Source organism: Azospirillum oryzae, assembly GCF_008364795.1.
In the GTDB taxonomy this organism is placed as follows: Bacteria; Pseudomonadota; Alphaproteobacteria; order Azospirillales; family Azospirillaceae; genus Azospirillum; species Azospirillum oryzae.
Genome location: NZ_VTTM01000003.1, coordinates 387,823 through 413,680 on the forward strand (window position 1 = coordinate 387,823; position 25,858 = coordinate 413,680).

The following is a 25,858-nucleotide window of genomic DNA, read 5'->3' on the forward strand; positions in this document are numbered from 1 at the left end:
GTTGGTGTGCCGGGAGGTCGTCGTTGTCGGTCATCCAGTAGACCGGCATCGCGCAGCAGCATCGCCCAGACTTGTTCATAGTCACCCCAGTCCGCCTTCTCAGGCGCTCGGCGCCACAACCGAGCCACGCAATCCGGGCAGAGCGTTACGATTTCGAAAATCAACCACCAGTCCCGCCCATCCAGAGCATTGGGTCCGAACCATACTTGGTCCGGGCGCCGACCGCAGCGTGCGCACCGGTCGACTCTGGGTCCGCCCCGGCATCGTGATGCCTTCTGTCGGCTGGGGAAGCTCATGGCGACGAGACCTCCTCGATCCAGGCGCTGGGCCATCCCGGACATCTCCTATTTGGCGTCCCAGCAGCGGCCGATAAATGCTGCTTTTCACAAGGTCCAGTGCCAAGCGCTCGTTTCCGGCCAAACGGACTGAGGCCTGATACACACCGGCCGGTCAGATCCGCATGTCGCTGACCAACGCGTCGATCTCCCTGCCGCCAACCGTCTCCCGATCGATCAACAGTTGGGCCACGGCATCCAGATCTTTGCGGCGAATGGTGATCAGGTCTTTGGCCTCGGCATAGGCGGTCGCCAACATAGCGGTGATGCGCCTGCCTAGGTCTGGGCGGGCAGTAAGCATCGCCGCCAATGCATCCGGTGTTGGCATGCCGCGCCAGAGCAGCCCATCTTCACCATCGTCAAGTCCATAGGCGTGTAGTGCCGAAACCGCCAGAGCAGTCGCCCGTGCCAAGTCACTGTCCGCGCTGCCGCCCGCTCCAGCCGACACGTCGCCGAAGACCACCTCCTCGGCCGCACGACCGCCCAACAGCATTCGGAGCTCTCCGGCAATCTCCTTGCGTGTCATAAGCCCCCGGTGCCTACGGTCGGACACGACACCACCTTGGGCATCTCCGGTTTCTCGGATCGAAGCGATGACCAAGGCGCCCGGACGCTCGACTGCCAGCACCAGTGCGTGCCCAGCCTCATGAATGGCGTAACGGTAGACCTCTTCGGTGGATCGGGCATGCCGTGTCCCGCGGATCTCCTCCAGCAGGTCGTCTCCTGTCATTGCTCGGCTGCTATGACGGGCATGTCTCCGAGCACAGCGCACCCAGCGCTCGCAGTCAGCGCCGGTGCCGCCCAGGGCCAGCAACGCTGCGGCGGCAAGGTCGACGTTCGGAAGGTCACCACCAAGATGGTGCCGAAGGATCCTCTCCAGCGCTTCCTGGTTCGGTCGCGGAACAAGAATGGCTCGGTCAAGCCGCCCCGACCGGAGGATGGCCGGATCCATGCGATCCGGCGTGTTGCAGGCGCCGACCACGACAACGCCTTCACGTCCTCCGACACCGTCGAGCTCTTCAAGGAAGCCGTTTACGACCTGGGTGCTGTAATCCCTGTATTCATGCATGAAGGAAGCCCGATCACCGAACGAGTCGATCTCGTCGATGAACAGGATGCTCGGAGCCATGGCGCGCGCCTCGTTGAAGGTCGCACGCATCGCCTTGAGCATGTCGCCCAAGTGTCCAGCTGCCTGCCACTGGTACAAGGAACCGCAGATCAGCGGAACGCCACACGTCCCTGCCAGAGCCCTTGCGAAAGTCGTCTTGCCTGTGCCGGGTGGACCGAACAGCAGGGCGCCACGGTCGACTGTCGACCAAGGTAGACAACCGCGCCGGAATTCCGCGAGATCGCGCGCCAGCGCTGTTCCCCAGGCGACCGCCTCATCCATTCCATGCATCTGGTCCAGGGTCAGCTGAGGACGAAGATTGGCCTTGCGCTCGAGAAGCCGCAGCAAGCGAGCCGCATAGGCATCCGCGTTCCGGTCGGGGCGCCAAGCCAAACGCAGGGCCTCAATGGTGATCAAGCTGTGTAGTCGATCGGGGATCTCAACCGATGGACGACAGCCGGTCAGCATGCCGACCACCATGGTCAAAGCCTCTCTGTTCATCTGTGGGACAACGACACGAATTTCGGCGACCTGGATCAGGGCACGTGGAAGGTGTCGTTCGGGCGACTGGCTAAATCCCACGACCGAGCATCCTGCACCGAGAATCGCTGATACCCCCTCGTTCCCCACGTCCGGCCGATGATGCTGCTCAGTACCGTCGCGGCTGTATGCCACCCAGCAGGAGCCCTCGAATGGCTCCCAACCGAATGACCGCTTTAAGGCATCACCGGTTGCGCCTCTGATTAGATCCGGCCAGACCAGTTCGCCCCAGACTATAGATATGAGATCAACCCACTCAGCCGCGGGAACCTCGACAATCACGGCCATGGGCTCGTTGGCCGCCAACATTTCCTTCTGCTGCGGTGCAGCGTCCAGTGCGCGGCGGAGGAGTTCGAAAGCCGCTGCCTCTGCTGGGTCGTCAGGCGTTTCGTCGCGGACCGCTGCATCCAAGCCTGAATCCATCACCGTGGGGCCATGGAGCTTCGTGGTGAATCCGCTGCTCATGTCGCTCGCTGGAGCCATGGAGTTGTCTTTCGAGCCGGTTGGAACGTTGGCAAGCTGGTCAGTTCAATTCCTCAAGGACTTCGATAAGCGCGCGGGGCACCGGCAGGAACTGCCCGCAGGACAGCGTCACGAAACGGTCGGTCCCGTCCTCATACAGTTCGCTCAAGAGATACGATCTGTCTGTCTGACACTGCTTCCTTCCCATTGTCGGCTTCAGGATATTGTTCCTGTTTCGTTCCTGCGGCAATCAAGTTTTAGAAAGGGTTGCCGAGCGACGACACGGCTTCAGCCGCCTACCAAGCCAAGTTTTCGTCTGTTTCGCCGAAGGGGGTGCCACGTAATACCTGCGCCTCTTTTTCGCCGGGGGCTTTCAAGACGAGTGCCTAGTAGTCCGCGCCGAACGGGCAGCTACGTTCTACAAAGGATGCTGGCAGGCTGTAGGGCATGGATGTCTCGCAGTGGGCCATTGACCTGAAGCTGGCGCCTGCCGACCGGAATCGGTTCGAGGCACTTGTCCGCAGCGGCAACATGCCGCAGAAGCTGGTGCCGCGCGTCCGGATTGCTCCGCTGAGCGACGGCATGCGCCTGAACGGCGCCATTGCCCGGGAGGTCGGCGTCGCCTTGCCGACCGTGCACCGCTGGCAACGCCGCGTTCAGGAGCAGGGCATGGACGGGCTGGTGCGCGACAAGATGCGGCCGTCGCGCATCCCACCTTTGGCGCCGGAGGTGGTCGAGCGCGTAGTGGAGATGACGCTCCAGGAGCCGCCCGGCGAAGCCACACACTGGAGCAGCCGCACGATGGCGGCCGCCAGCGGGGTGAGCGGCACCACCGTGCGCCGGATCTGGCGCGCTCACGGCCTCAAGCCGCATCGGGTGCGCACCTTCAAGCTCTCGCGCGATCCCAAGTTCGTCGAGAAGGTCCAGGACGTGGTCGGGCTGTACATGGACCCGCCGCAGCACGCGCTGGTGCTGTCGGTCGATGAGAAGTCCCAGATTCAAGCCCTTGAGCGCACCCAGCCGGGGATGCCGCTGGCCAAGGGTCAACCCGCCACGCAGACCCACGACTACACCCGCCATGGCACGACGACGCTGTTCGCAGCACTGAACGTGCTGGACGGCACCGTGCTTGGCCAGTGCGCGGCCCGCCACCGGCATCAGGAGTTCATCCGCTTTCCCAACGCCGTCGAGGCGGCGGTGCCGGTCGGCAAGGTCGTGCACGTGATCCTAGACAACTACGCCAACCACAAACATCCCAAGGTCCGCGCGTGGTTGGAGACGCACCCACGCTGGGTCTTCCACTTCACGCCGACCTCGGCGTCGTGGCTGAACGCGGTGGAGGGGTTCTTCTCCAAACTGACCCAAAAGCGCCTGCGCCGAGGCAGCTTCCGTGGGATCGTGGACCTTCAGGCCGCCATCTACCGCTTCATTGCCAAGCACAACCGGACGGCCAAGCGCTTCATCTGGACCGCTGATCCAGACCGCATCATCGCCAGCGTCAACAAAGCGAAGCGGGCGTCAGATACGCACCTTTCGCAGACCGACGGCTGACACGGCATCCAATATCAACTCCACACTTCGCGCGACCGGCAAAAGCGCGGTGTCGAGTTGCAGGCGCGTACGGTCCCAAGCTTCATAGGGACGCGTTTTAACCTGCTCCCAGGTCGGCGACTTTAGGCCTTCGACTCCCGGAGGCCGGGTTTCCAACCGGTGGCGGTGAATCACCGGGTCGGAACAGACAATTTCGACTTCGATGAATCCGGCACCAGCCTTCACCGCGACGTCCCGATAGGCGTCGCGCGTGATCCTAAGGGGGTTGACCGAGTCCGCGATGACGAACTGCCCCAAGTGCAGATTGTCGGCCGCGATACAGTAGGCCGCCATGTAACCAGACGGCCCCACGTCTGCGCCGGGAAGCAGGATGCCAGATGACTGGATGGCCTGCTCAATGGAATCGATTCTGAGATAAATCGCCCCGATGCAGGCCGCCACCTGTTGCGCGATGGTACTTTTGCCGACCCCCGGCAGTCCTGCAAATATGATAAGCACGAACCCGATCCTCCCGGAGCGCCGCAAGCGGCATCATCATTGCCGCCGGACACCATGATGCGGCAAGCGGGAAAATGCACCGAAAGAGTTGGTCGCCTGGTGGTGCGCCGGACAGATCGAATCGTTTGTAGAACAACACGATCTGTTTGGTTCGGCGCACTAGCTTGGCTCAATAACCAGCGTGCTGAACCGGGCGATCAGGCGAACATCTGGCAGATGCCGGTTCTGGCGTTCATCTCAACGCGCTCGGCGCGCCGGTCACGGCGGGCGTCTTATACACACTGTTCGGCTGGACCCTGTCGCCGGTGATCGCCGCCTTCACGATGGCGTTGAGCTCGGTATCCGTGGTTGCTAACGCCCTACGGCTGCGCAGAACCTACCTGTGACCTGAAGCGAGCCCGAGCGCTATTCGAGATCGGAATCTTTGGACAGGGCAAGTCGGACGCCTTCGCCGCCTGACTTGCTGTGGGTAAGAAACAGAACACCGCCCTTGGCAAGGGCACGGCCAAGCGCTTCAAGAGTTGAAGCGCGCGGGTTTACCGCCTCGTCTTCGATGAGTTGGAGCGTTTTGCTCGAAACACTGGCCCTGGACGCGAGTTCGGTCCGAGACCATCCGAGCAACCCGCGCCCCGCCCGGATCTGGCTAGCGCTCGGTAACATGCGCCTAAAGATTCCCAGTTGGGACTGAATGTCCAACGGAAGATGCAGGCGCACTAGATGGGTTCTCTCAGAAGAACTAATCTTCTCATATAAGAAGATTCATGCTTGCTTGACCCTGTTTCGAAGCGGTACATAGGTTTGTCGCGGAGAGAAGGCATGCGACTCGGCACCGGCGTCCACCAATTGATGGGGGTGATGTTGGGAAGCTCTCGGTACAGCAAGTACATTCAGAGCCCGGCGTGGTCGACCAACCCAGCCCGGCTAGCCGAGCTCAGGCTGTCTGGTGGCCGTTGTCGGCTCTGTAACCGGCAGCAAAGATTGACGGTGCACCACCGGACATACGTTCGACTGGGGCGGGAGAGTGTTTCTGACCTCACGACGCTCTGCCATGACTGTCATGAAATGGTTACGGCAGAACTCAGAAAACGGAAATATTCGAGAAAGCGGCTGCCGCCCATCATTCCTGTCGGCGCTCCCATGGAGCGTCAGCTGATCGACAGCACCTCTGGATGGCGCCATGTTGTTCTCTGAAACCTTGCGCTTCCGCCTTCGCGGAGTTGCACCGCTGTTGATGCGCAACAGCCGCCTTGTCGATCCTCTGGACGACTACTCACGCGAAATCTCGGCCATCGCAGGAAAGCGACACAAGACGATCAGCGACCATGAACGCTTGGCCCAAGTCGAATGGCACGGCAGTGTCTGGGTGGATGATGGGCGGCCGTGCATCCCCGCTCATGTCATTGAGGGGATGATCGCTGCCGCGGCCCGCACCCGGAAGCGTGGTGGGCACGCCCGGTCAGGCCTCATCTGCACGGCCAATGCGCCGCTCGTTTACGAAGGGCCAAGCTCGCTGGACGATCTCTGGAAAGACCCCAGGTTCCAGTTGCGCATGCCCGTTCGGACGCCAAAAGGGCGTGTTATGCGTACCCGACCGGCGTTTCCAAATTGGCAAGCGACTATAGAAATCAAATTCCTTCCCTCAGTTGTTGACGAGAATTCTATCGAGGAGTGGCTGAAATTAGGAGGCGATCTCCTCGGTATTGGAGATTTCCGCCCCCGCTATGGCCGGTTTTCTGTAGAGGCCGTGGCGAATACAGAAATTGTAAGCTCGGGTCCGGCAGGGCGTGTTCTGGCATGTCAAGCCTCGGCGAGGCAGGGCTCGGCTACCTCAGAGGGGGAGGTGCCTGTCACCTCCCCCTCTCGCCGCCCTCAAGTGAAAAACACCAAAGCCTTACCAGAGCATGTGCAGCAGAAAGAAACCACGCCTCAAGAACAGTCCTGACTTGGTCGGGTTCTGAACCCTTGTCGTAGATCAGCAAGCTGTCGGAGGTCGTACCCAACACGCACGCGATCATGACCAAGGTGTCTAAGTCTGGAGCATAGAAATCTTGAAGCAATTAGTCGCGCGTAGGATGCGGGGTTCTTAAAAATTTAGGGCAGTATATCTATTATGCCTTCCTCACAACATGCAGCTTTCGGTCTGTATAGGTTCGGATGGCGAGTTTTCGGAGCTGTCGAAAATTGGGTTAACTTCCCGATACCTTGAGGCTGCAACAGCAAGGTCGCTGAAGAGCCAGTTTTGCGGTCCGCTTAGCGCCGTCCCTCGGTGTCCGTCAGGATCAGATAACCGGCAGCAGTTTATTCTCGACCGTTTCCATTGGATGTTCTCCTGTCGACATGTTGAGCGGGCATCAGAGGTCCGGGCGGCAGCCGACGGGCAGGACACGGCCGAGGTTGGTCAGCATTTCCACCAGGGTTCCGTCGGCGGAGGTGCGCAGGAGCCTCCCCGGTACGGAGGGCGCGCCATCATGCATTCGATATGGTCTCAGGCGTTAGCTTCATTCCTGCCGGTGACCGGCTCGTCACTCGCAAATGCGAGAACTCTAGCATGCTTGCTGCACTGTCAACGCTTTTTATGAACAGATGCACATCTTTAAGTCTACATTTTTGTTGTGCTGATATGCTTGATAGGTGTACTTCGGCCGGGCGATGATACTCCATGCGCGCATTGCGCGCTGGAGAGAATGCGCCGCTAAGGGGGCTGACTTGAAGTACACGGATTTGTCGCACGAGCAATTGGTCAACTTGCTCGTGAAACGCGATGCGCAGAGCAAGCTCGGTTTGGTTTGGGAGCGCAGGGACCACCTGCCGGACTCCGCCATGAACGCTGACTTCGTGACGATGAACCTCGCCGATTCTGATAGTTGTGCCGGAGGCGCGCCATACCGAAACCTGATCATTGAAGGGGACAATTACGACGCCCTTCGCTGGCTGAGGGTGACCCACACCGGCCGGATCAAGGTCATCTACATCGACCCCCCGTACAACACCGGCAACAAGGATTGGGTCTACAACGATGACTTCGGCTGCCCCGATGACCGGTACCCGCAATCGACTTGGCTGGAGTGGCTTTACCAGCGTCTGATGCTCGCTCGCGACCTTCTGACCGAGGACGGCGTCGTTCTCGTCTCTATCAGCGACGATAACCGGTCGAAGCTGGATCTGCTGATGGAAGAGGTCTTCCCCGGAATGCGCAAGGGGAGCTTCGTTTGGCGCTCACGCATCGGCGGGAACGATGCCGGAGATTGCTATTTCTCGGTCAACCACGAGCACGTCCTAGTTTACGGCGGTCCGAAGTTCCGCTTCGGGGGCAACCGGAAGGCACTCGCGCATTATTCCAATTCGGACAACGACCCGCGAGGCGACTGGTTCGCCGACAACCTGACGGTCTCCGTCAAGTACACCGATAAGCGCGCGGGCAACGCTTACTATCCACTTCACGATCCCAAGACGGGCATCTGGTATCCTTGCAATCCAAACGGTGTGTGGCGTTTCGGGAGCAAGCAGTTCCTGAAGAAGGGGCAGAAGCTCAAGAAGGCGTCGATGGAGGATCTGATTGCCGATAACAAGGTGATCTTTCCCGTTGGTGAGCGCACAGCCGTCTGGAATACGATGGACGAACTTCTCGACGCCATCGACCGTCGTGACGTGCCGTTCCGTGGGGGTGTCCCGGTACTCCGTCAGGGATTGCCAAACCTTGAATTCTGGGTCGGCAAAACTGTCGGCTGGGGCAGCCCCAAATACCGGCGCCACAAGTCCGAGCTCAAGTCGGAGTTCAGCCCAGTCTCCAGCTGGGTTCGCACGAAGGTGGATGAGCACGGTGCTGAAGTCGGTCTGATCGAATTGTCCTCGCTCATGGGCGAAGAGGGAACGACGCTCCTGAACAAGATGTTCGGCGAGAAGGTGTTCGATTATCCAAAACCGCTGTCGTTGATGACCGACCTGCTGAAGCAGGTGGCATCCGACGGGGACATCGTGCTCGACTTCTTCGCCGGGTCGGGTACGACCGGCCATGCTTTATTGGCTCTAAACGCTGAGGATGGTGACGACCGTCGGTTCATCCTGGTCTCCTCGCGCGAGAAAACTGGCGAAGACCCCAATCGAAACCTTTGCCGCGATGTCTGCGCTGCTCGGATCCGGAAGGTCATCGGGGGCTTCAACGGCACCGAGGGACTCGGCGGAGACTTCGCGTACCTGCGAGCCGAGCGAATCGCCTTAGAAGACATTGCTTACGATTTCACCCCGGAACAGATCTGGGTTTCCATCCTGGCGATGCATGACCTGCCCATCGTTCCGCTCGACACGGGCAGGGTGGTCAACGCTGCCATCACCGACGACCGGGTGGCGGTTGCCTACTGTAATAAGTTCACCCAAGAGGCCGAGGATATGTTGCGCCGCCTCGCGGCCGACCACAGCGTCTTTGTCTACACCTGGACGCCAGGCCTCGTCGTGGATGCGTTCCGTGGCAGCAACAGCATCGAAGTCCGAGCGGTGCCGGACGAGTTCATGAAGAGGTTCCACGCATGACCGCCGAAGCCGCTATCGCCTCCCTTGTCGGAGGACCGTCCCTGCTGCCGCTCCGGAAATTTCAGACGAAAGCGTCGGACACCATTTTGAACGTCGTGCGCGACACCGCAGCGAAAATAGAGGCTGCTCGCGACCGGCGCCGGGACATCGCCAAGGCGCAGGGTGTCACCCTTCTGCGGGCGCCAACAGGCAGCGGGAAGACCCTCACTGTCGGCCGGACGCTGGAACGCATGGTAGGCGGGCTGCCCCGAAAGACTTGCTGGTTCTGGTTCACACCGTATTCCGGCTTGGTCACGCAGACGCAAGACGCGTTGCGCTCGCAGTGCCGCAGCATTCGGATGCGTGACCTGAAGACCGACCGCCACCTCAAGGTAACCAAAGATGGCGATGTCTTCATTGCGACTTGGGCCAGCGTAGCATCCGCGAAGAAGGACGCGAAGAAGGCCCGGAGGAACCTGGAGACGCTGGCGGGCGTCGATCTGTTCATCGCCGCCCTCCGCGCCGATGGCTGGTACATCGGCGTGGTCATCGACGAGGCTCACCTCAACTTCGGTACCGGTGCGCGACGGGCAGCGGAGTTCTACCTCGACGTTCTCCAGCCGGACTTCACGATCCTTGCGACCGCGACGCCCCGGGACGAGGAACTCGAGCGATTCGCGAAGATCGCACGCATCGGCACGCCGAATCGCGTAGAGGTCGGCCGGGAGGAGGTCGTTCGGGCTTGCCTCAACAAGCCTGGCGTCCGCGCGGTCCACTTCCGGGCCGAGGAGAAGGAAAAGAACCTGTTCGACATGGAAGAGGTCGCCATCTACGCCGGATGGGAGCGACACTTGGCCATCAAGCGCGCTTTAAAGGACGAGGGTGTCGATCTCACCCCGTTGCTGCTGATCCAGGTCGAGAACGACAAGGAGGGGGAGGACGACCGGGTCAAGCAGGTCGTCACCTTCCTGAAGACGCTGAAGGTTCCCGATTCGGCAATCGGTTGGCACACCTCGAGTGAGCCGGACCCATACTTCCATACGTTGGCCTACGACGAAACCAAGGAAGTTCTGATCTTCAAAATGGCGGCCGCGACGGGCTTCGACGCCCCGCGCGCTTGGACGCTGGTGTCGCTGCGCAAATCGGTGGGCGAGGAGTTCGGCCTTCAGGTTCTTGGGCGCATTATGCGCGTCCACCCCCGGGTTCAGCACCTGCACGCCTTCGCGTCGGAACCGCCTCGTCTGCCGAACCATATCCTAGATCATGGCTACGTGTTCCTCGCCAACCCAGACCAGCAGGTTGCGATGACTGCGGCGGCCGAGGAACTCAAGACCATTCAGGACAGCATCGAAACGGTCACCGACAACGTCGTGGTTGTTGACTTCGGGTCGTCGAAGGCGGCCCTCTTCGATCCGCGGTCCGGCTTCGCGGAACTCCTGGTTCCGCCCACACCGGCTTCAGGAGACAAAGGCGCCCAGGAAGCCGCAAGTGCCCACGAAGACGTTCATGAAGAGCCGGAGTCCACATCGGACCCCGATTCGTCGGGCGGACACGCCAAGGAAACGGTGCAACGCGCGGCGGCGCTCCGGGTCCAGTCGGCGCTCGACTTCATTCTCGAGGCTCCCGAGCCGTCCCTCGTTCGCAGCGCCGGGAAGGAGAGGCTGTCCAGCGCCGATCCTGGCACTTCGAGTTTCAAGGTGCATCGCTATCCTCTGCGGACCGACATCACGTTCCCCCGGCGCCTCTCGCGCGAGGTGAAACCGCGCACAATGGACGGGTTGGTGGCCTGCATCGCCGAGCGCATTCAGATCGACGATGCCGTCGTGAACCTTGTGAACCGTACCAAGGGCAAGGTGGTCGTGACCGAGGAGGAAGTCTTCGGCCACGAGGTGTTGGTCGGGACACAGAGCGTTCCCATTTCCAATGTCCGGATCGCTCAAGAAGCCCAGATGGCCTTCCGGTTCAATGATGGCATCGACGAGCGCGAACTCAGGCCTGCATTGGTCAGTCGACTCCGGCGTGAGCTCGATGACCGAGGGCAAGAGGTCGAGGAGAAGGACCTGCGCAGGGCGGTGAATCTCATCGCAATGACCCGGCCGTCTCTCCTCCATGACGCTTGCCGGTCCTGTCTCGCCAGCGTGGTCGAGATCCATCAGGACGTCGACATTCCCGATCACATCGAAGCAATGGGCACTCTGCAACGATCGGCAAAGTCCGTGTATGGGGTGTTTCCGTCAACTATGAACCGTGAGGAGCGGGCGTTCGCGGATTTGCTGGATGCTGACACGACCGGGACAGTCTTGTGGTGGCTGCGCAACGTTGAAAATACCCGCTGGGCGGTTTCCATCGTCCTGCCGAATGGACGGCTGCACTACCCGGACTTTGTCATCGGGGTGGATGCTCGGCGGAAGTCGGAGGACAACATCGCGCTGGCCGAGGTGAAGGACGATGGCAGGACTGGGCGCTTGTTCAGCCGCGGGAACACCGACAAGGTTCGATCCGAGCACGCTCGCTACAAGTCCGCCCTGATGGTCTACAGGGACGAAGTTGGCGACTGGATTAAGGCCGTGTACCGTGCCGACATTGAGCGGCTGACCGACGGGGAGCGATTCAAAATCAGCGACCTCGTTTACACCCAGTGAGCGCATGACCCTTGAGATGCCTCCTCGAGGAGGCATCTCTTTCCGCTTATTCGATACGTGGCTTTGGGGGATAGTTCCCCCAACATGGGCCGTCGACGTCGGTCGTCCAGCAGCCCGGCTTGGGCACTACACCGGATCCGTGTCAGGAGAAGGTGATGGCGCCGCCGAGTAGCCGAAGCTCATGAAGCGGGAACGGCTTGCGGGTGCTGTAGTCGTACTGGGCATGGGCATTGCGCAGCTTGTGCGTAAGGCGCAGGATCTCATCCGCTTCGTCGGTCGGCTGCATGAAGGCGACGCACATCTCGTCAAGTTGGGAGGATACCCGCGGTACGTCGTCTACGGCCTCGTTGCTGCCCGGCTCGAGATGCCGCGAGACCATCGACGCGAAGCTCGACGGCTTCGACACTGTGGGAGGCTTCGGCTTCAGACCGTAGGCGGTGCGCTCGGCGCCTTCCCAGACGAAGAGGCCGGACGGCCATTTGTTGTCGACGCCGTGGTAGTAGGACGGCAGCTTCTTGGGTTCGGTGATGATCCGGACCACACGGGTGTTCGGCAGGTCTCCCGGCCGATAGTTACGGCTGCCGATCTGAAGGTCGTCGAAGAGGAGCTTGCCGTTTAGCAATGCGGGCAGCCGGTGGGCAATCTGGTCCATCTCGGTCAGCACCAGCGCCCCGCCGCGGCGGTCGATTTGCTCCAGTGCTGCCGAGAAGAAGGTGGCGAACTTGGCTTGGTTCTCTTCCTGGCGATTTCGGGCGAACCTGCCGTAGTCCCCGGACATGATGCGCAGAGCCGCTTTGGCGTACGGGATCCAGGAGGGGTCGCCGTTCTCCTCGGGGATGGCGCACTCCAGGATGCCGCCGCGGACCCGGGCGGCCAGCGGGAAGGCGTGCGCCTTCTGGGTGCCACCGCCGACCACGTCCTCGTTTCGCTGGATGACCGTCATCGCCGCCGGTGCCAAGGGCAGCCGATCATCGAAGACTGGTAGCACGCCAAGCATGCGGAACCAGTCCTTGAGTGAGGCGAGATACTTGTCTTCGGGGATCTTTTCTCCGATCAGCACCACCTGAGGCAGGCACCCCTGCTTGGCGAGCTCGCGGCGCGCCATGGCGAACGGGTCGCGGCGCGCCCAAGTCTTCAGGCTCTCGTGCATCTCCAGAATAGCGCAGGCCATCCCGGTACGCCCGTTTCGCACTCCGCGGATGCGCGCTGCCATCTGGCGGGCTGCATCCTCGTGTGCCTCCTTTTGTTTGGTCTTCCACACCTCTGACTGCTGCTTCTGGTTCAGCCGAGCCTTTTCAGCGTCCGTCAGTTCGATATACGGCAGTTGTTCGGCCAGCGGCCCCGGCGGGGCAGAAGCGATGTGCAGAGTGAGTCCGTCCTCCCAGCGCATGATAATGCCATCGGCCGCATCCGGTTGACCGAGCAGCTTAACGATGTTTTCGCGTACCAACGTTACTGTGCTGTCCTGCTGAGCGAAGATCAGGAGATCGAGTTCCCCGTTCCGGTTGCCGACCGCTTCCAGCGTGCGAAGCAAGGCCTTCCGGACCTCTGCGTGCCGCAGCACCTCCTTGCGTGCGAACTCAGCGTCCTTCCAGGCCTTCTTCTCTTCGTCTGGGGCGTCCTTCAACCTTGCCGGAAGGGTGACATCGGATTTCTTGAACAGGTTGGTCACCGGCAACTGCCCCTTCAAGCGCGCCATGGCAGGGGCACGGGTAAAGCCAGCCACGGCCAGAGGGGCGTCTAACGAAACGGCCACGTCTTCGCGATCGGGCCACGCAAAGCCGCTGCTGCCCGCCAAGTAACGGTCGCCGCTCCCGGGTGCCAAGCGCGGCAAGACCCACATACCTTCCTCGCCCCGCACCGGGTTCAGCAGGTCAGCACCGGTCAAGCGCTCGCTGCCGACCAGGCGGCGCAGAAGGTCAAAGGCGCGCTGCTCGCGGTCGCAGTCCCAAACCGCCTCGATGCGCCGTTCATTTTTCTGTCCGAACTGCTTCGCCCGAAACGCGAACGACATGTGCTTGTAAGCCATGTGGTCGCCGTCGTCGCCCTCGGACGGCATGAAGATGTCGAGTGACCTGGTGGGGGCAGTGTCGGCGTCGTAGCCCCTCACTGGACCCCAGTTGCGGATGGACGGCTTGGCGAGGAGGTGAATGTCTGATCGCTCGGGAAAGGTGGCGGCGGAGACGGTGATCACCTCGCTCCAGATGCCCGCACCGCTGCCCCGGTCGACGCGCGGAGGGAAGGCGACGAGTTCAATGCCGTTGAAAGGGGACGACAGCGGCGTGTGCGGCACCAGTGTCCGGGTAATGCCGGAGCGGTACCGCAGGGCTGCCCCCGCGAGGCGGTCCACCGCGTGTACGGTCAGCGCATCGAACAGCATCGGATCGGTCGGGATCGCACAGGCGCCGCGGTGCTGGGCCAAGCCGGTGGGCACTTCGATCAGCCGCCAGTTCGCGTCGTCCAACGCGCTCCCGGCGATCGCACCGCGCACATCGGGGTCTTTGGCCGGATACAGGATGCCGAGCCAGACATTGATACCGGTGCGGATGCGGGCGCGCAGATCGGCCTCGGCCGTGCGATCACGCAGGTAGTAGAGGCTGAGCCGGGTGCTTCCTTCTCCGTTGCCGTCGTTTTCCAGCTTCATATATGCCGTCTCGGGCACGAAGAAGCCGAGGATTTCGGACAGGCCGCTGAGGATAACGCTCGCCGGAAGCTCCTGCCGGTTCGTCTTCTCGCGACACCATTGCACTAGGGTGCCGTGCGCCTCCGCGGACATGCGGAAGCGGGTCAGGAGGAGCGTCTCGGGGAGGTGGTCCGCCACCCAGGCCGAGATGTGGAGATTGGACACGTCGGTCATGACTGAAGGCCCTCGGTCTTGCTCAGGGCGTCGTGGAACGGCTCGTAAAGCCGTCGCGCCACATCGTGCCCGGTCGGATTGCTGGTGGGGTCCATAGCCAGATCCAACTGCTTGATGCATTGGACCAGCGCGCTGGTGTCGGCTGTATCGCCATCAGGATTTCCGTCGAAGGACTGGGGCGCGAACTTATAGTCGACGAAGCCGATGAAGACCGGGCACCCACCGCGGATACCGCGGCCGACGGTCTGCCAAAGCGGCGTCAGCATGTCCCAGGCGAACTGGGCCTTATACTCGGCCGACATGTTGCTGTAGCCATATCGGGTGCGCTCCAGCGCCATCTGAGCCACTGACGCTGCGGCTTGGCGCATGCGGTTCGAGCGCCGTGGCAGGCTCTCCCCCGGCAGCGGTGCGACGCCCTTGTCATAGCGTTCAAGTGCGTACCGATTTAGACGTGCGATTACTGGACCCAGGTCGTCCGGCCGCGGGTGCGGACGGTGCAGGAAGTAGATGGATGCGATTGCCGCCTTACCCCGACCGTTCAGGATGTTGTGCCCGCGGGCAACAATTTGCATAGGCGCCACCAAGATCGACTTCTCCGGCTCCAGGCCGAAGCGCTCCACCATTGAGCGCGGCATCGGTCGGGCAAGGCGGAGTTTGGCGTCGTCAGCCTGCCCTGCGTCGTCCGCCCGGTCGCGCACCAAACAGTAGACGCGCCAATCGGCGTAGCCGTTCGCCTCAAGGGTCTGCATGACGGTGTCAGCAACCACTGCGGCGTCGGCGTAAGAGTTCACCACCAGCATGGCTCGACGGCGGTCGGCGATCGCCTCCTCCCCCCAGCGCCCGGTCATTACGCGCCAGTGATTCTCAAGCATGTTGATGCCATCGCGGCGCGACACCAGACGCTCGCTGATGAAGGAGAGGTTTTCTCTCCGCCGCTGCTGCTCGACACCCGACACTCGGATCTGGCGGCCATCGCCGTCCCGGACGTTGACCAGCGAGAAGACGGACTGACTGATCGCATCGAGTTCGGCGTCCGGCTGAAGGAGGACGCCGCGCACCGGTACCTGGACATCAAAGGACGGCGATGCCACGCTGATCGGCTTCTTGGTCTTTGGATCGAAGGAGTGCACTCCGCCGCCCGCCCAACTGGTGCCAGACAGGAGCAAGACGTGCGGGCCAGCCTGGCCTTCGTCGCCTAGTAGGTTATGCAGGTGGGCGATCAGGTGGCGGCCAACGCCGAGGTGGTTGATCAGCGTCAGTTTGCCGCCAAGTATACCCTGTCTGTCGTCGTCGGGCTCGTTGTAAAACAGGCCGAAGACGGCACCCGCTGGATTGCTGGGCAACAGGGTCCTGTAGTGCTTGATCAAGCTGTTCGCTTGGCTCAGCAGTTGTGTATCGTCGATGTCCAAGTCGCTCGCTACGGCGGGCTGGGTCTTGATGAGCCAGTTGTAGTGCGAAAGCGCCAGTTCGGTAACAACCGCCAGCAGGATCGCCAAGGCATTGGCGCGGCGATCAAGGCGGTCCCGAGCTGGGCCGGTCTTACTGACGGCGGAAAAGACCGCCAGCGCGCCGTCTAGCAGCGCCTCAATCCGCTGGTCGATCTCATCGTAATAATCAGCGACCAGCACGTCGCGCGCAATCGCCTGGAGCGTCTCGGTGGCGACGCGGAACCGTTCGTCGCGGAATGTTGCCAGGTCCCTCACCGCAGCTTCGTCGGCCTCATCTGTCGACACCGACGAGGCATGAGAGAAGCGGGAGATCGCCGTAGCGACTTTGAGGACCTCAAGAAACTGTTGCTCGTTCTCCGCATAGTCGAGCCGCATCTCCGCAGTCGAGACGCCGGATACCGATAGGTGGCGACGCCAGAGCTCGTACAGGATGCTGGCAGCCGTGAATGGCGTATTGCGGTAGAACCGCCATAGGCTTTCCTGCTCATTTTGGAGTAGGGCATAGATGATGCCGACCAAACGGAAGAAGGTGAAGAAGTTGTTCTGCCACTTCGCGTTCACCGACTTCCGGAACTGGGCGCCCGAGCGTGCCCGAAGAGCCGCCGATGACCGTTGGCCGATGGAGGGGGCGTACACGTCCTGCTCGTCGCCCATGATTGGGGAACGGGGCGCGAAGATGTCGTCCAACACCTTCTGGACACCATCCACCTCGTCTATGATGACCAAGTCTGTGGTGAACTGAAGAAGCTCCGGGATGGTGATGCGCTCCGACGTCGTCCAGACATCCGGCGTCATGTGGATGAAGGCCTGCGGCGTCATGATCAGCACTTGGGCGTCCACCGCCGAGCGCTGTTGCTCCTGGGCCGGGCAGCACGCCCACAGCGGGCAGGAGCGCCCCTTGCTCTCACCGATGTCGTCGGGATCCTTGTCCTCAGCGTCCTCGTCCGGCACCGCCTTCTGGTAAAGGCGGTGGCACTGCTTCTCGTCGAAATCGGGGAAGCGCGCCTCCGCCTGGGAGCCGCGCACGACTTGCGGCTCGCGCTGGAAGCCGTCCAGTGGACAGGCCGTGCCGAAGCCGTCGGACAGGTCACCTAACGACGCCAGGGACCACCCGGTCGCGTCGAGGCTGCGCTGCCAGTGGATGCCATTCAAGTGCCGCGGGCGCTGACGCAGACTGGACAGCACGGTCGCCTTTACGCCATGGCGCCGCAGGCGCGCCGACAGCTTGGCGCCGTGGATGGTGTCGGGCACTAGAACAGCGATGCGCTTGCCGGTGCTGCCCAGCGTCAGGCCGAGCAGCAGCGCCATCACCAAGCTGGACTTGCCGGACGACAGCATGCCGACCAAGTGGGTCGTGCCGTCCAGGGTGATGACGCCGTCCTCGTAGAATCCATCTAGTAGCCCCTGGATGCGGAGCTTCCGGATGCGCTCGACCATGTTTAAAGGCGGCATGCTTTCGTGCGGCCAGTCTGCGGCTGCCTCACGCTCGTCGACCGTGGCGGCGACAGCGAGCAGGTCGGCAATGCGCACCCGAATCGGCTGGTTAGTCCGCCGCGGCGTCAGGTCATGCTGCTGCACCACCCGCCGTTCAGCGGGAACCGCCGGGATGTCGTAGGCCAGGGTTGCACTGCCCCGGCCGACCAGGACCTGGGCCTCGCCGGGATCCGCGACGTTGAGCGTGCGGCTGACCCAGGGAACTGGCTTCGATAGCCAAGCCTCGAGCACAACGCGGGTAGTGCCTGGCGCAGTGGCCCGCAGAGTGACGCGGCCGTCCACAACGTCGAAGCATCGCAGCGCTTCGGAAATGCTCGTGTACCGCAGGCGGGCATCGAGCCATGCCGAGAGCGAGATGAAGCGGGAGCAGAGGTGGCGTACCGTGGCCAGCGCCTGGACGGCGCGCTGGGTCCGGAGCTCATCGAGCAGCTGCGGATACCCCAGCATCAGCGACGGCACCGCGGAGGCACCTTCGCCCGGCAGGAACTCGGTCAGGAACAGCAGGGACAGTTCGGTCGCCGCCATGGTGCGGATGGTTTCCCGATCCAGACCGCCACAGGTCGGGTCGATGGACGCCAGCGCGTCTCGGTATTCGGCGACGAACGTGCGGTCGGTCCTCATGGGGCGATCTCCAGTTCGTCGAGCAGGTCCGAGATGGTGCGCAGCCGCACCTTCGCCTTGGCGCGGGAGGCGCGGATGGCCTCGAAGCGCGCCTCGAAGTTGGGAGTGATCTCGGGGATGTGGTCGGGGATGGCGACGTAGCAGCGGTGGGTTTCGGCGAAGCCCTTGAAGCCCTCAAAACGAGAGGCGAGATTTTCCGGAGAGACGTAGTCCTTTACGTCAACGGCGATGCGGGTCTGACCGTCCGGCGACATCGCGACCAAATCCACTCGGTCGAGGTCCGGCCACAGCGACGACATCCACCCAGCTTTGGTCAGCTTGGTGTGCAGAACCAGTTCGGCCTTGCCAGGCAGGCACCAGAAGGTCCGGAAGGGGCGGCGCAGATAGAGCATACCCGGCCGGAAGCGCATGGTGGCGTGCTTGCCTGCTCGTGCTCGGCGGCGCGCCTCCGGATCTCGGCTTTCGGTGTGGAAGGCGCGGCCGTCCTGACGGAGGATGGTACCGGACACCGTGCAGATCGGCAGCATGCCGCTGATGGCCATAGCTTCGGGGACGCGCTGATAGAACGCATCGACGACCTCGTCGATGCGTTCCACAGTTGCCAAAACCGGGTCTGACAGCAGGGTGGTCGTCCAACTGGGCAGCACAGGATTCTCGACCACAGCCCGGCGCCATGCAACGTACACCTGTTGGCCATCGCGCCGGTCACGGCATAGGCCGAGCAGAAGCTTGTAGCCGAGGTTCTCTTCGAGTTCGGTTTCAGGGTTTTTGCCGGGCTGCGCCAGGGCGACGCACTCGGTGGTGATCTCGCCGCCGTCAATCAGCTTGGCCGCAGTGAACTCCCCCTCAACGTCCCAGGACAGGTCGATGCCCCACTTGTAGAGGGGCTTCTGGGCAAGCCGGGCCATATCCGCCAAGCTCGTCGGCCAGAGATCGCCGTCTTGGATGTTGCGAGCCGCCGCGAGATCGAGGACGCGCCGAAGGCCCGGTGGGTAGCCGTCCTTGAGCCAACCGCGCTCGTCGATCTGCTTTTGGACGTCTACCAGCGCGCTGGCCAACAGCACGACCATGGAGCGGTCGTCCCGGACCGGCTTGTCACCGCGCTCAAGGTCGGCAAGCCGGGCCAGGACGACCGCAGCAACCTCCGCACCTTCCTCGAAGTATCGGTACAGCGTTGCGCGTCCAATGCCAAGCGCCTGCGCCGCCGCGGTTTTCCACCGGCGGCCATGCCCAAGTCGGTCGCTGAACAAGTGCTGGCAGCGGTCGTGGAATGACGGCGCGCTTTCCATGGGACAGATCCGCTCTTTGTGTCTCAAATGGAAAATAGTGTCTCATGTGTATCGCAACAAGGAAAATTCGATCGGATAGGCTGCGCTTGTTCTTCGAGTGTCTGCTTCAACGGTTGCATCCCAACGACTCCCGCAGCGGTAAGGGTGGAGCTGTGCATGTGGCGGACGTAAGAGAAACGGTTGCTGCATTGGGGGCAAGCCAGGGACGCTGCGCAGACTTCAAGAGCGACGATTGGGGCCAGCGCCTTACCGCACTGAATCCTGGAGAATCACTACTCTGAAGGGGAGCCGTAGGCGTCCAGCACATATAATCGGTGCTGATCTCGAATTAGGTTCACGGAAAGCACCTGGCCTCCGCGTCGCGCATCACCCTCATCAACCCAGCTTTGCAGGAGCAAGCACGAACTCTCGATTGACCACACTGGGATCGGTGAGCTTGGGGAAAATTATGATCCGTTCGGACAATCGCGGCCCATTCCTCATTTTTCCCTTGAAGAGAATCGGTGAAACCGCTATATGAGGATCACCCAGCGCTCCCGGCTTATTTCTCCATCGGGTTTGCTGGCCTACCAAGGGCCCCTGCGGGGGCCCTTACTATTTTCCGGAGGCGTTGTGGATCGCGTTGCCGTCTTTGTGGATGCCGGGTACCTGTTTGCCCAAGGCTCAACGTTGCTTTCTGGTCAAAACACCAGCCGTCAATTGATCTCCATTAATGAGCACCGGTTCATGGAGAAGTTGACGGACTTCCTCCAACAGGAAGTTAAAATGCCCCTCCTGCGAGTGTACTGGTACGACGGTATGCTTGCAACCGGCGCCCTGTCTACTGTCCAATCACGTCTGGGCTTGGCCCCCAACATCAAGCTCCGCCTCGGGCAAGTCAATGGTTCCGGTCAGCAGAAGGGCGTGGACGCGATGATTGTCACCGACATGATCGAGCTTGCTCGAAACAAGGCTATCGCCGATGCGGTGTTGATTGGCGGTGACGATGATCTCCGTGTCGGCGTACAGGTTTCGCAGACCTATGGTGTCCGGGTGCACCTGCTTGGCTTCGCACCAGCCCACACAAACCAGAATCGTTGGCTTCGCCAAGAGGCGGATACGTTGTCGGAATGGGGTGCTGCAATGGTTGGCAGTTTCCTTTCAGTTCAGCAGGGGCCAGCGCCCATTCAGGCATCCATTTCGTCAACTGGCACTGTTCCAGCACCGGTTGCTTCAACTGTGGCAAGCGCTTCGGACATTGAGTCGGCGGTCGCCGCGTTTGTTGCGCCTTTGAATGCGCATGATCTTAATGGTATCCAAGCTTATTGGGCATCCAACAACAATCGCGGCATCCCCCAGGACATAGATCGTCTGCTGCTAAAAGCGGTGAGCACCGCTATTCAAACGACACTGGACGACCAGCAGAAGCGGTTCATGCGCCAGCGCTTTCACCTTGAAATTTCTCCCCGTCTTCAGACAGTTCAGTCCGCCAGCAGCACTTGACCGCATCACCCTGCAAGACATGCAACCGGCCTTGGTGGTTGATAGATTCCACGCCACGCTCAAGGCGGCATGATGGCGACCTCTTTGTGGCATCGAGGCCCGTTGGTGGGATGCGCCTCGCCCTTTGCTGTTCAGAAAGGGCGTCGGTAGTTCACCATGGAGGCGACCTCCGGGGGCGAGGGGATGAACAGGGCGTCCGGCTCGTCCATGTCGTCAGTGCCGCCGATAGTTCGGGTATGGTAGCCCATGGCTAGGTCTTCCTGGTAGTCAACTGCCACAGATCATGCAGAGCCCGGCCGAACCAAGGGAGGCCGGAAAACCCGTCAGTGCCCCGGCGCAGAACCTTCCATCTGGTAGACCGTCGGTGTCGCCGTGCCGACCGAGCCACCGACCATGGTCGGCCTAATCCAAAGCAGTTTGCTCTCCGTCAGCCCCTTGCCATGGCGATGGTGCCGCCAGTGCCCGCGGCGCCAGTGAGCCGGTACGGCACCGCCTGCCCCCAGATGACCACCACGTTCTGCCCGGTACCCGCAGAACTCGATCCAGCGGGCACCATCCTTCAATGCACGGGCTTCGGCGACATCACGATCCTTGCGAGTTAAGGCTCGAGCGACGCGGGCATGCGCATGCGCATCATTCAGACGCCGCTCCTGATCCCGGTCAGGCCAGTTCAGATAGCACATGACGTTGAAGACCAAACGAACAACATCGTCCAGGTATTCGGGGTGGCTGATGACATGGCGTAGGTCGTCATCGTTGTGGCTGTCCTCTTCGTAGTAGGTGTCGATCGGCAGCCCCCGTCGCCGTTCGTATTCGACAGCTTCGGCCACAGTGTTGCGGTGCGAGGGAAAGCTCAATGCGAACCGCAGCCACGGCATGTCCAAGAGCTCGGCCGTGGACAGGGGCGCCGGACCGCGTCCCCGAGGCTTGAAGGTGAACTCGACTACTATCATCCAGAAAGGCGACCATGCTTTCTGGTCAGGATCGAGATGCTTATCGGCTGCTTCATCAAGAAAGGTATCCGGATCACTCACGAACCGACGGTATTCGTTCCATGCCTCGCCGTTACCCCGCCACTTCGACAGCAGATACCTGAAGTGTTCCTCCCGCTGGATCGATTCCCAGACCTGCCGCTCAGTAGCAACGGCTGGAAACGCAGCCTGAATGCGATCCTCAATCGGCTTCAGAACGGTCTCATAATATTGCTCCGACGACAGCGCGGAGTGATGGCGAGCCTCGTCAGCTTGTCGGTAACTGTCGAGCAGCACCTGAAGAGGCTGGAGTTCGACAATGTGGCGCCGGAAATGCAAATCCGAAAGCCGAATTTCGGGTTCATGGCGGTTGCGCATGCCGGTCCTCCTTCGGCGCCAGAGTGCACACAGTGCGCGGCTGCTGCAACACCAAGGTCACGATCCACGGTTGCGTCCCGGAGGTTTGGGCCGCGAGGCTCGTACCCTTGGCTCTTGACCCGATGCCGTCCGCCGCAAGCTCGGTCCTTCAGGACGGAGTAAGGCGGACCGCGCAAAGCGCGTCCCTTTAAGCGCCGACCGCATGCTCAGGACATGCGGCTCATCCAGGCACACCAATTGCGGCTCTACCCCACCCCGGCGCAGGAGAAATTCTTCCGGCGTACGGCGGGCTGCTGCCGTGTCGTCTGGAACCTGGCGCTGGAACAGCGCCAAACCTACGGCCGCCGCGGACGGACCATCTCCTTCAAGGCCCAGGCAAGCGAACTGAAGGACCTGCGCCGCGAGGTGGAGTGGTTGGCCGAGGCGCCCAGCCACTGCCTCCAGCAGACCATGCGCGATCTGGACAAGGCTTTCGCCAGGTTCTTCTCCGGCCAGGCTGACTTCCCCCGCTTCAAGTCAAAGCACCGAGGCGAGGACTCCTTTCGTTTCCCCGATCCCGGCCGATTCGAGGTCAGTCCGGACTTCGTCGACCTGCCTAAGGTTGGGAAGGTCAGCATGCGGGCGCACCGCCCCGTCCAGGGGCAGGTGCGCAACATCACCGTCAGCCGTGATGGCGACCACTGGTACGCCTCGATCTGCGTCTCACTCCGCCGCCGGGTCCGGCAGGCGCCGACCGGCACCGCCGTCGGCCTGGACCTGGGCGTGGCCCAGCCCATCGTCCAGTCCGACGGGACGGTGCAAGACCTGCCGCGCGTCACGCCGGAGGAGATGCGCCGCAAGGCCCGCCTTCAGAAGAGCCTGGCCCGGAAGAAGAAGGGCTCCCGCAATCGGGCCAAGGCCCGGCAGGCGCTGGCTCGCTTCGAGGCGAGGCTGCGTCGTCGCCGCCAGGACGGCCTGCACAAGGCGACGGCCGTGATCGCCCGCTCGTAGCGGCTGGTCGTGATCGAGGATCTGAAGGTGAGGAACATGACGGCCTCCGCAGTGTGGACCGTCGAGGAGCCCGGCCGGAACGTCAGCGCCAAGGCCGGGCTGAACAGAGCGATGCTCGATGTCGCGCCGGGAACCGTGCGGCGGATGCTCGAGTACAAGGTGAAGCGGCACGGCAGGAAGCTGGTGGCGGTCAACCCGGCCTACACCAGCCAGACCTGCTCGTGCTGCGGACGGCATCCCAAGGATTCCCCAGAGACGGCTCTCCTACCGCACGGTCGTGTCTGGCGGGAGCGGTTCGTTTGCCCGCTGTGCAGCTTCGCGTGCGACGCGGACGTGAACGCGGCGCGCAACATCCTGGCCGGGGGTAAGATGGCCATCAACGACAACGTCGGCGACCTGGTCGTCACCGCCGGTGGATCGCCGGTGGCAGCCTGCGGAGCCTTGGGCACTGGCCGGGCCATGAGGCAGGAATAAGAAGCGTCAGCCAACCGGCCTTCCACAAGCCGCGTAACCGACGGAAGCCCCCTGTTCACGGCGGGGAGGATCACTGAGTGAATTATCTGGTGTAGCTTCGGCTTGCATTTGCCCGCTGAATGGGACACCCTGGACAGGCGCATTGCGAGCGTCACGTCCTGCCGGGTGAAATCGCTTCAAAAGAGTACCCATTGCATCGACCGATCCCATGCGGTCGGCGTTTAATCGGCAGGCGCTGACCGTCGTAATGGAGATCGACGATGCGCTACCTCATAAATTTCGACAATCTCAAGCTTGTGAAGGTTGCCGCCCGCGCGGCCTTGCCAGAGGTCGGCTCGTCCCACCTCTCTGAGGCGCTCGCCGCAGGCTTCGGATACAAAAACAATGCGGCATTGCGCAAAGCGCTGAAAGACGGCACCGCCACCTTGGGATTCGACGACAGTGCGGTCGCCCCCCGACTGGCGGTGGTGGGGGCTTCGATCGTCTATTCTCCTGGTCTGCTGGCTTCGGTTCTTACGTCCGTGCCCAGTATCCAGGTGCGTCCTTCTGACCCGCTGGAGCGGTTGCGAGCAGCCGTCGAGAAGATGCCGCGCCTGACCTATTCAGGTATCTCCGAAGGCATCGGCAGGTTTGCCCACCACAAGACTCAGGGTGAGTTCGATGAGGCGCGACAGAACCTGTTGTCGCCTGGAGCTGTCGATGAGTTCCTTGCTGCGGAGGAGTGGCTGGCTCTGTGCGGCAAGCGTCAGAAGCCCTTCCGAAAGGTGTCCAGCTACGGCTTCAAGCATCAAATTGAGAAGCGTGCCAGCAAGCTAGGTCTGGAGCGCGGTAGCTACATCGCCAATGGCGTGTTCATCGCCGCTGCCATCTCCTGCGGGTTCGATGTTCACTCGATCGACGGCGGCCCTAACGCCCATTTGAACATCGCCTCAGTGCCCACCGTGCACCCGGAAATCGTCGAAATCCTGGGGAGCCACGAGACCTACCGGACGGAATCGGCCGCGTACTCGGAGGTGTTGGTTGGTGCCGCGAATCACTGCCGCTCGGTGCGTGGAACACTCGACCATCTTGGTCGCCGCCGCTCCATTGCCTCGACCGTCTTCGACTTGGGACTGAAGTCGCTTGGTTTGGTCCGCAATCGGCTGTCGGTGAACGGATGGAACTGGACGGCCAGCCTTGAGGTCGGCATTGACGCGGCGACTGGCCACCTCGTCCGACAGTCTACCGCGGTCACTATCCGTGGCGATGTCGATGCCTTTGCAGCATGGGTTAGCGGCTAGCAGCCCAACCACTGACGGTTTAATCAAGTTTTCCAGCACCAGGAGCGCAGTTCCCGCGCTGTGCTTCCGGTGCTGGAGAATGGAGGTACTGCACGGCCTGGTGGACATCACCTTCGCGCAGAACCGCATGGGCGACGAGAAGGTGCTGCCATGAAGGCCGTCATGTTCCTCAGGAGGAAGGGTGGCGGCAGTGCCCGGATAGGAGAATGGTCTACGCGGGCTTGTTCCTTGCTGAGGACGGTCTGATCCTGTTTGCAAGGACATTCACGGCAAATAGGGAGGCTTCAATGCGGACGGCTTCGTCGAAACTGGCCAGCGCCATCGCCTATGGTGCGCTCGGACCTTATGTGGAAAGCCCCGGTGACGAGTACGTGGCTACCATGGGCGAAGCCTCGGGGTTGCAACGTCTGGCGTATGTGAAGTTGGCGCTTGAGGCCGACCCGGATAACATCGAGGCGCTGGTTGCCAAAGCCGGGTACATCACCTCGGACAAGGAATGCAGACTTGAGGTGCTGAAGCGCGCCGTGAAGGTCGGCAGCAGGCTGTGGGCGCCAGTCGAGAAGGAATACGGCAAGGAAATGTCCTGGTGGGATTTCCCGGGCACACGGCCTTACATGCGAGCGATCTACGCGTTGGGGCGGGCCTGCGAGGAAGCCGTTGACTTGGCGACGGCCCAGCATTGCTACGAGAGCTTGGTCCGCATGAATGAACGTGACCCGATGGGTGCACGGTTCGCCATCGAACGGATGCCGGTCGCGCACGGGGCTTCGCCGCGAGCTTGATACTTGGCCGATGTGGTGGCAGAGGCTTCCATCTTGAACGTGATTCGATCCAGAATGGAAGAGAGCGCTTGGATTGCTCTATTGGGGCAAGTGCGAAAGACAGGAAGGGCAGGTTTCAGGCAAAATGAGTTCGTCATCTTGGCAAAATTC

General features: G+C 61.8%; 14 protein-coding genes and 1 pseudogene. 9 read left to right on the forward strand and 6 right to left on the reverse strand.

Features of this window, described 5'->3' with window-relative positions; all coding sequences use genetic code 11:
• Positions 1 to 450 precede the first annotated feature (450 nt).
• A complete protein-coding gene (locus FZ938_RS13240; RefSeq protein WP_174757081.1) occupies positions 451 to 2,448 on the reverse strand; it encodes an AAA family ATPase in 1,998 nt (665 codons plus the stop codon).
• 444 nt (positions 2,449 to 2,892) lie between these two features.
• On the opposite strand from FZ938_RS13240, the gene FZ938_RS13245 reads away from it, so the two are divergent.
• Positions 2,893 to 3,996 carry an IS630 family transposase gene (locus FZ938_RS13245; RefSeq protein ID WP_149198952.1) on the forward strand — a complete coding sequence of 368 codons (1,104 nt, stop codon included), beginning with the start codon at positions 2,893 to 2,895 and terminating at the stop codon, positions 3,994 to 3,996.
• On the opposite strand, the gene FZ938_RS13250 is transcribed toward FZ938_RS13245, so the two are convergent.
• A complete protein-coding gene (locus FZ938_RS13250; RefSeq protein WP_149198953.1) occupies positions 3,964 to 4,494 on the reverse strand; it encodes a P-loop nucleotide/nucleoside kinase family protein in 531 nt (176 codons plus the stop codon). The genes FZ938_RS13245 and FZ938_RS13250 overlap by 33 nt on opposite strands.
• Before the next feature lie 855 nt (positions 4,495 to 5,349).
• On the opposite strand from FZ938_RS13250, the gene FZ938_RS31540 reads away from it, so the two are divergent.
• The 4 genes from FZ938_RS31540 (at position 5,350) to FZ938_RS13275 (ending at position 11,642) form a co-directional block, all read left to right on the forward strand.
• On the forward strand, positions 5,350 to 5,685 hold the full coding sequence (locus tag FZ938_RS31540) for an HNH endonuclease (RefSeq protein WP_425492005.1): 336 nt from the start codon (positions 5,350 to 5,352) through the stop codon (positions 5,683 to 5,685).
• Positions 5,672 to 6,436 carry a hypothetical protein gene (locus tag FZ938_RS13265; RefSeq protein ID WP_149198956.1) on the forward strand — a complete coding sequence of 255 codons (765 nt, stop codon included), beginning with the start codon at positions 5,672 to 5,674 and terminating at the stop codon, positions 6,434 to 6,436. Before FZ938_RS31540 ends, FZ938_RS13265 begins: the two co-directional genes overlap by 14 nt.
• Before the next feature lie 764 nt (positions 6,437 to 7,200).
• Positions 7,201 to 9,021, forward strand: coding sequence for a site-specific DNA-methyltransferase (locus FZ938_RS13270; RefSeq protein WP_174757082.1), 1,821 nt, complete (start codon positions 7,201 to 7,203; stop codon positions 9,019 to 9,021).
• Entirely contained in the window at positions 9,018 to 11,642 is a 2,625-nt protein-coding gene (locus FZ938_RS13275; protein WP_149198958.1) for a DEAD/DEAH box helicase family protein, read from the forward strand. The genes FZ938_RS13270 and FZ938_RS13275 overlap by 4 nt, the downstream gene beginning before the upstream one ends.
• Positions 11,643 to 11,784: 142 nt before the next feature.
• On the opposite strand, the gene FZ938_RS13280 is transcribed toward FZ938_RS13275, so the two are convergent.
• The 3 genes from FZ938_RS13280 to FZ938_RS13290 are packed head-to-tail and all read right to left on the reverse strand — an operon-like array spanning position 11,785 to position 19,351.
• The gene (locus tag FZ938_RS13280; RefSeq protein WP_174757084.1) at positions 11,785 to 14,499 is read right to left on the reverse strand and encodes an RNaseH domain-containing protein; all 2,715 of its coding nucleotides are present in this window, start codon (positions 14,497 to 14,499) and stop codon (positions 11,785 to 11,787) included.
• On the reverse strand, positions 14,496 to 18,062 hold the full coding sequence (locus FZ938_RS13285) for a pPIWI_RE_Z domain-containing protein (protein ID WP_174757085.1): 3,567 nt from the start codon (positions 18,060 to 18,062) through the stop codon (positions 14,496 to 14,498). The genes FZ938_RS13280 and FZ938_RS13285 overlap by 4 nt, the downstream gene beginning before the upstream one ends.
• Positions 18,059 to 19,351 carry a pPIWI_RE_Y domain-containing protein gene (locus tag FZ938_RS13290; RefSeq protein ID WP_149198960.1) on the reverse strand — a complete coding sequence of 431 codons (1,293 nt, stop codon included), beginning with the start codon at positions 19,349 to 19,351 and terminating at the stop codon, positions 18,059 to 18,061. Before FZ938_RS13290 ends, FZ938_RS13285 begins: the two co-directional genes overlap by 4 nt.
• Before the next feature lie 612 nt (positions 19,352 to 19,963).
• Here FZ938_RS13290 and FZ938_RS13295 point away from each other — a divergent pair.
• Positions 19,964 to 20,833: an NYN domain-containing protein gene (locus FZ938_RS13295; protein WP_174757087.1), complete on the forward strand. Its 870-nt coding sequence runs from the start codon at positions 19,964 to 19,966 to the stop codon at positions 20,831 to 20,833.
• Positions 20,834 to 21,156: 323 nt separating this feature from the next.
• On the opposite strand, the gene FZ938_RS13300 is transcribed toward FZ938_RS13295, so the two are convergent.
• Complete coding sequence (locus FZ938_RS13300) at positions 21,157 to 22,182, reverse strand: AcrVA2 family anti-CRISPR protein (RefSeq protein WP_149198962.1); 1,026 nt, start codon at positions 22,180 to 22,182, stop codon at positions 21,157 to 21,159.
• A 213-nt stretch (positions 22,183 to 22,395) separates the two neighbouring features.
• Between FZ938_RS13300 and FZ938_RS31470 the strand changes: the two are divergent.
• The 3 genes and pseudogenes from FZ938_RS31470 to FZ938_RS13320 all read left to right on the forward strand — a co-directional run bounded on the left by FZ938_RS31470 (position 22,396) and on the right by FZ938_RS13320 (position 25,708).
• Positions 22,396 to 23,646, forward strand: a pseudogene (locus FZ938_RS31470) (RNA-guided endonuclease InsQ/TnpB family protein).
• Positions 23,647 to 23,906: 260 nt separating this feature from the next.
• The gene (locus FZ938_RS13315; RefSeq protein ID WP_149198965.1) at positions 23,907 to 24,926 is read left to right on the forward strand and encodes a hypothetical protein; all 1,020 of its coding nucleotides are present in this window, start codon (positions 23,907 to 23,909) and stop codon (positions 24,924 to 24,926) included.
• A 206-nt stretch (positions 24,927 to 25,132) separates the two neighbouring features.
• Positions 25,133 to 25,708, forward strand: coding sequence for a hypothetical protein (locus FZ938_RS13320; RefSeq protein ID WP_149198966.1), 576 nt, complete (start codon positions 25,133 to 25,135; stop codon positions 25,706 to 25,708).
• Positions 25,709 to 25,858 lie beyond the last annotated feature (150 nt).

Bases quoted from the DNA above. Each gene is read 5' to 3' on its own strand.
- FZ938_RS13240 (WP_174757081.1), bottom strand. From the start codon at position 2,448: ATGAGCAGCGGATTCACCACGAAGCTCCATGGCCCCACGGTGATGGAT.
- FZ938_RS13245 (WP_149198952.1), top strand. From the start codon at position 2,893: ATGGATGTCTCGCAGTGGGCCATTGACCTGAAGCTGGCGCCTGCCGAC.
- FZ938_RS31540 (WP_425492005.1), top strand. From the start codon at position 5,350: ATGTTGGGAAGCTCTCGGTACAGCAAGTACATTCAGAGCCCGGCGTGG.
- FZ938_RS13265 (WP_149198956.1), top strand. From the start codon at position 5,672: ATGTTGTTCTCTGAAACCTTGCGCTTCCGCCTTCGCGGAGTTGCACCG.
- FZ938_RS13275 (WP_149198958.1), top strand. From the start codon at position 9,018: ATGACCGCCGAAGCCGCTATCGCCTCCCTTGTCGGAGGACCGTCCCTG.
- FZ938_RS13280 (WP_174757084.1), bottom strand. From the start codon at position 14,499: ATGACCGACGTGTCCAATCTCCACATCTCGGCCTGGGTGGCGGACCAC.
- FZ938_RS13285 (WP_174757085.1), bottom strand. From the start codon at position 18,062: ATGAGGACCGACCGCACGTTCGTCGCCGAATACCGAGACGCGCTGGCG.
- FZ938_RS13290 (WP_149198960.1), bottom strand. From the start codon at position 19,351: ATGGAAAGCGCGCCGTCATTCCACGACCGCTGCCAGCACTTGTTCAGC.
- FZ938_RS13300 (WP_149198962.1), bottom strand. From the start codon at position 22,182: ATGCGCAACCGCCATGAACCCGAAATTCGGCTTTCGGATTTGCATTTC.
- FZ938_RS13315 (WP_149198965.1), top strand. From the start codon at position 23,907: ATGCGCTACCTCATAAATTTCGACAATCTCAAGCTTGTGAAGGTTGCC.
- FZ938_RS13320 (WP_149198966.1), top strand. From the start codon at position 25,133: ATGGTCTACGCGGGCTTGTTCCTTGCTGAGGACGGTCTGATCCTGTTT.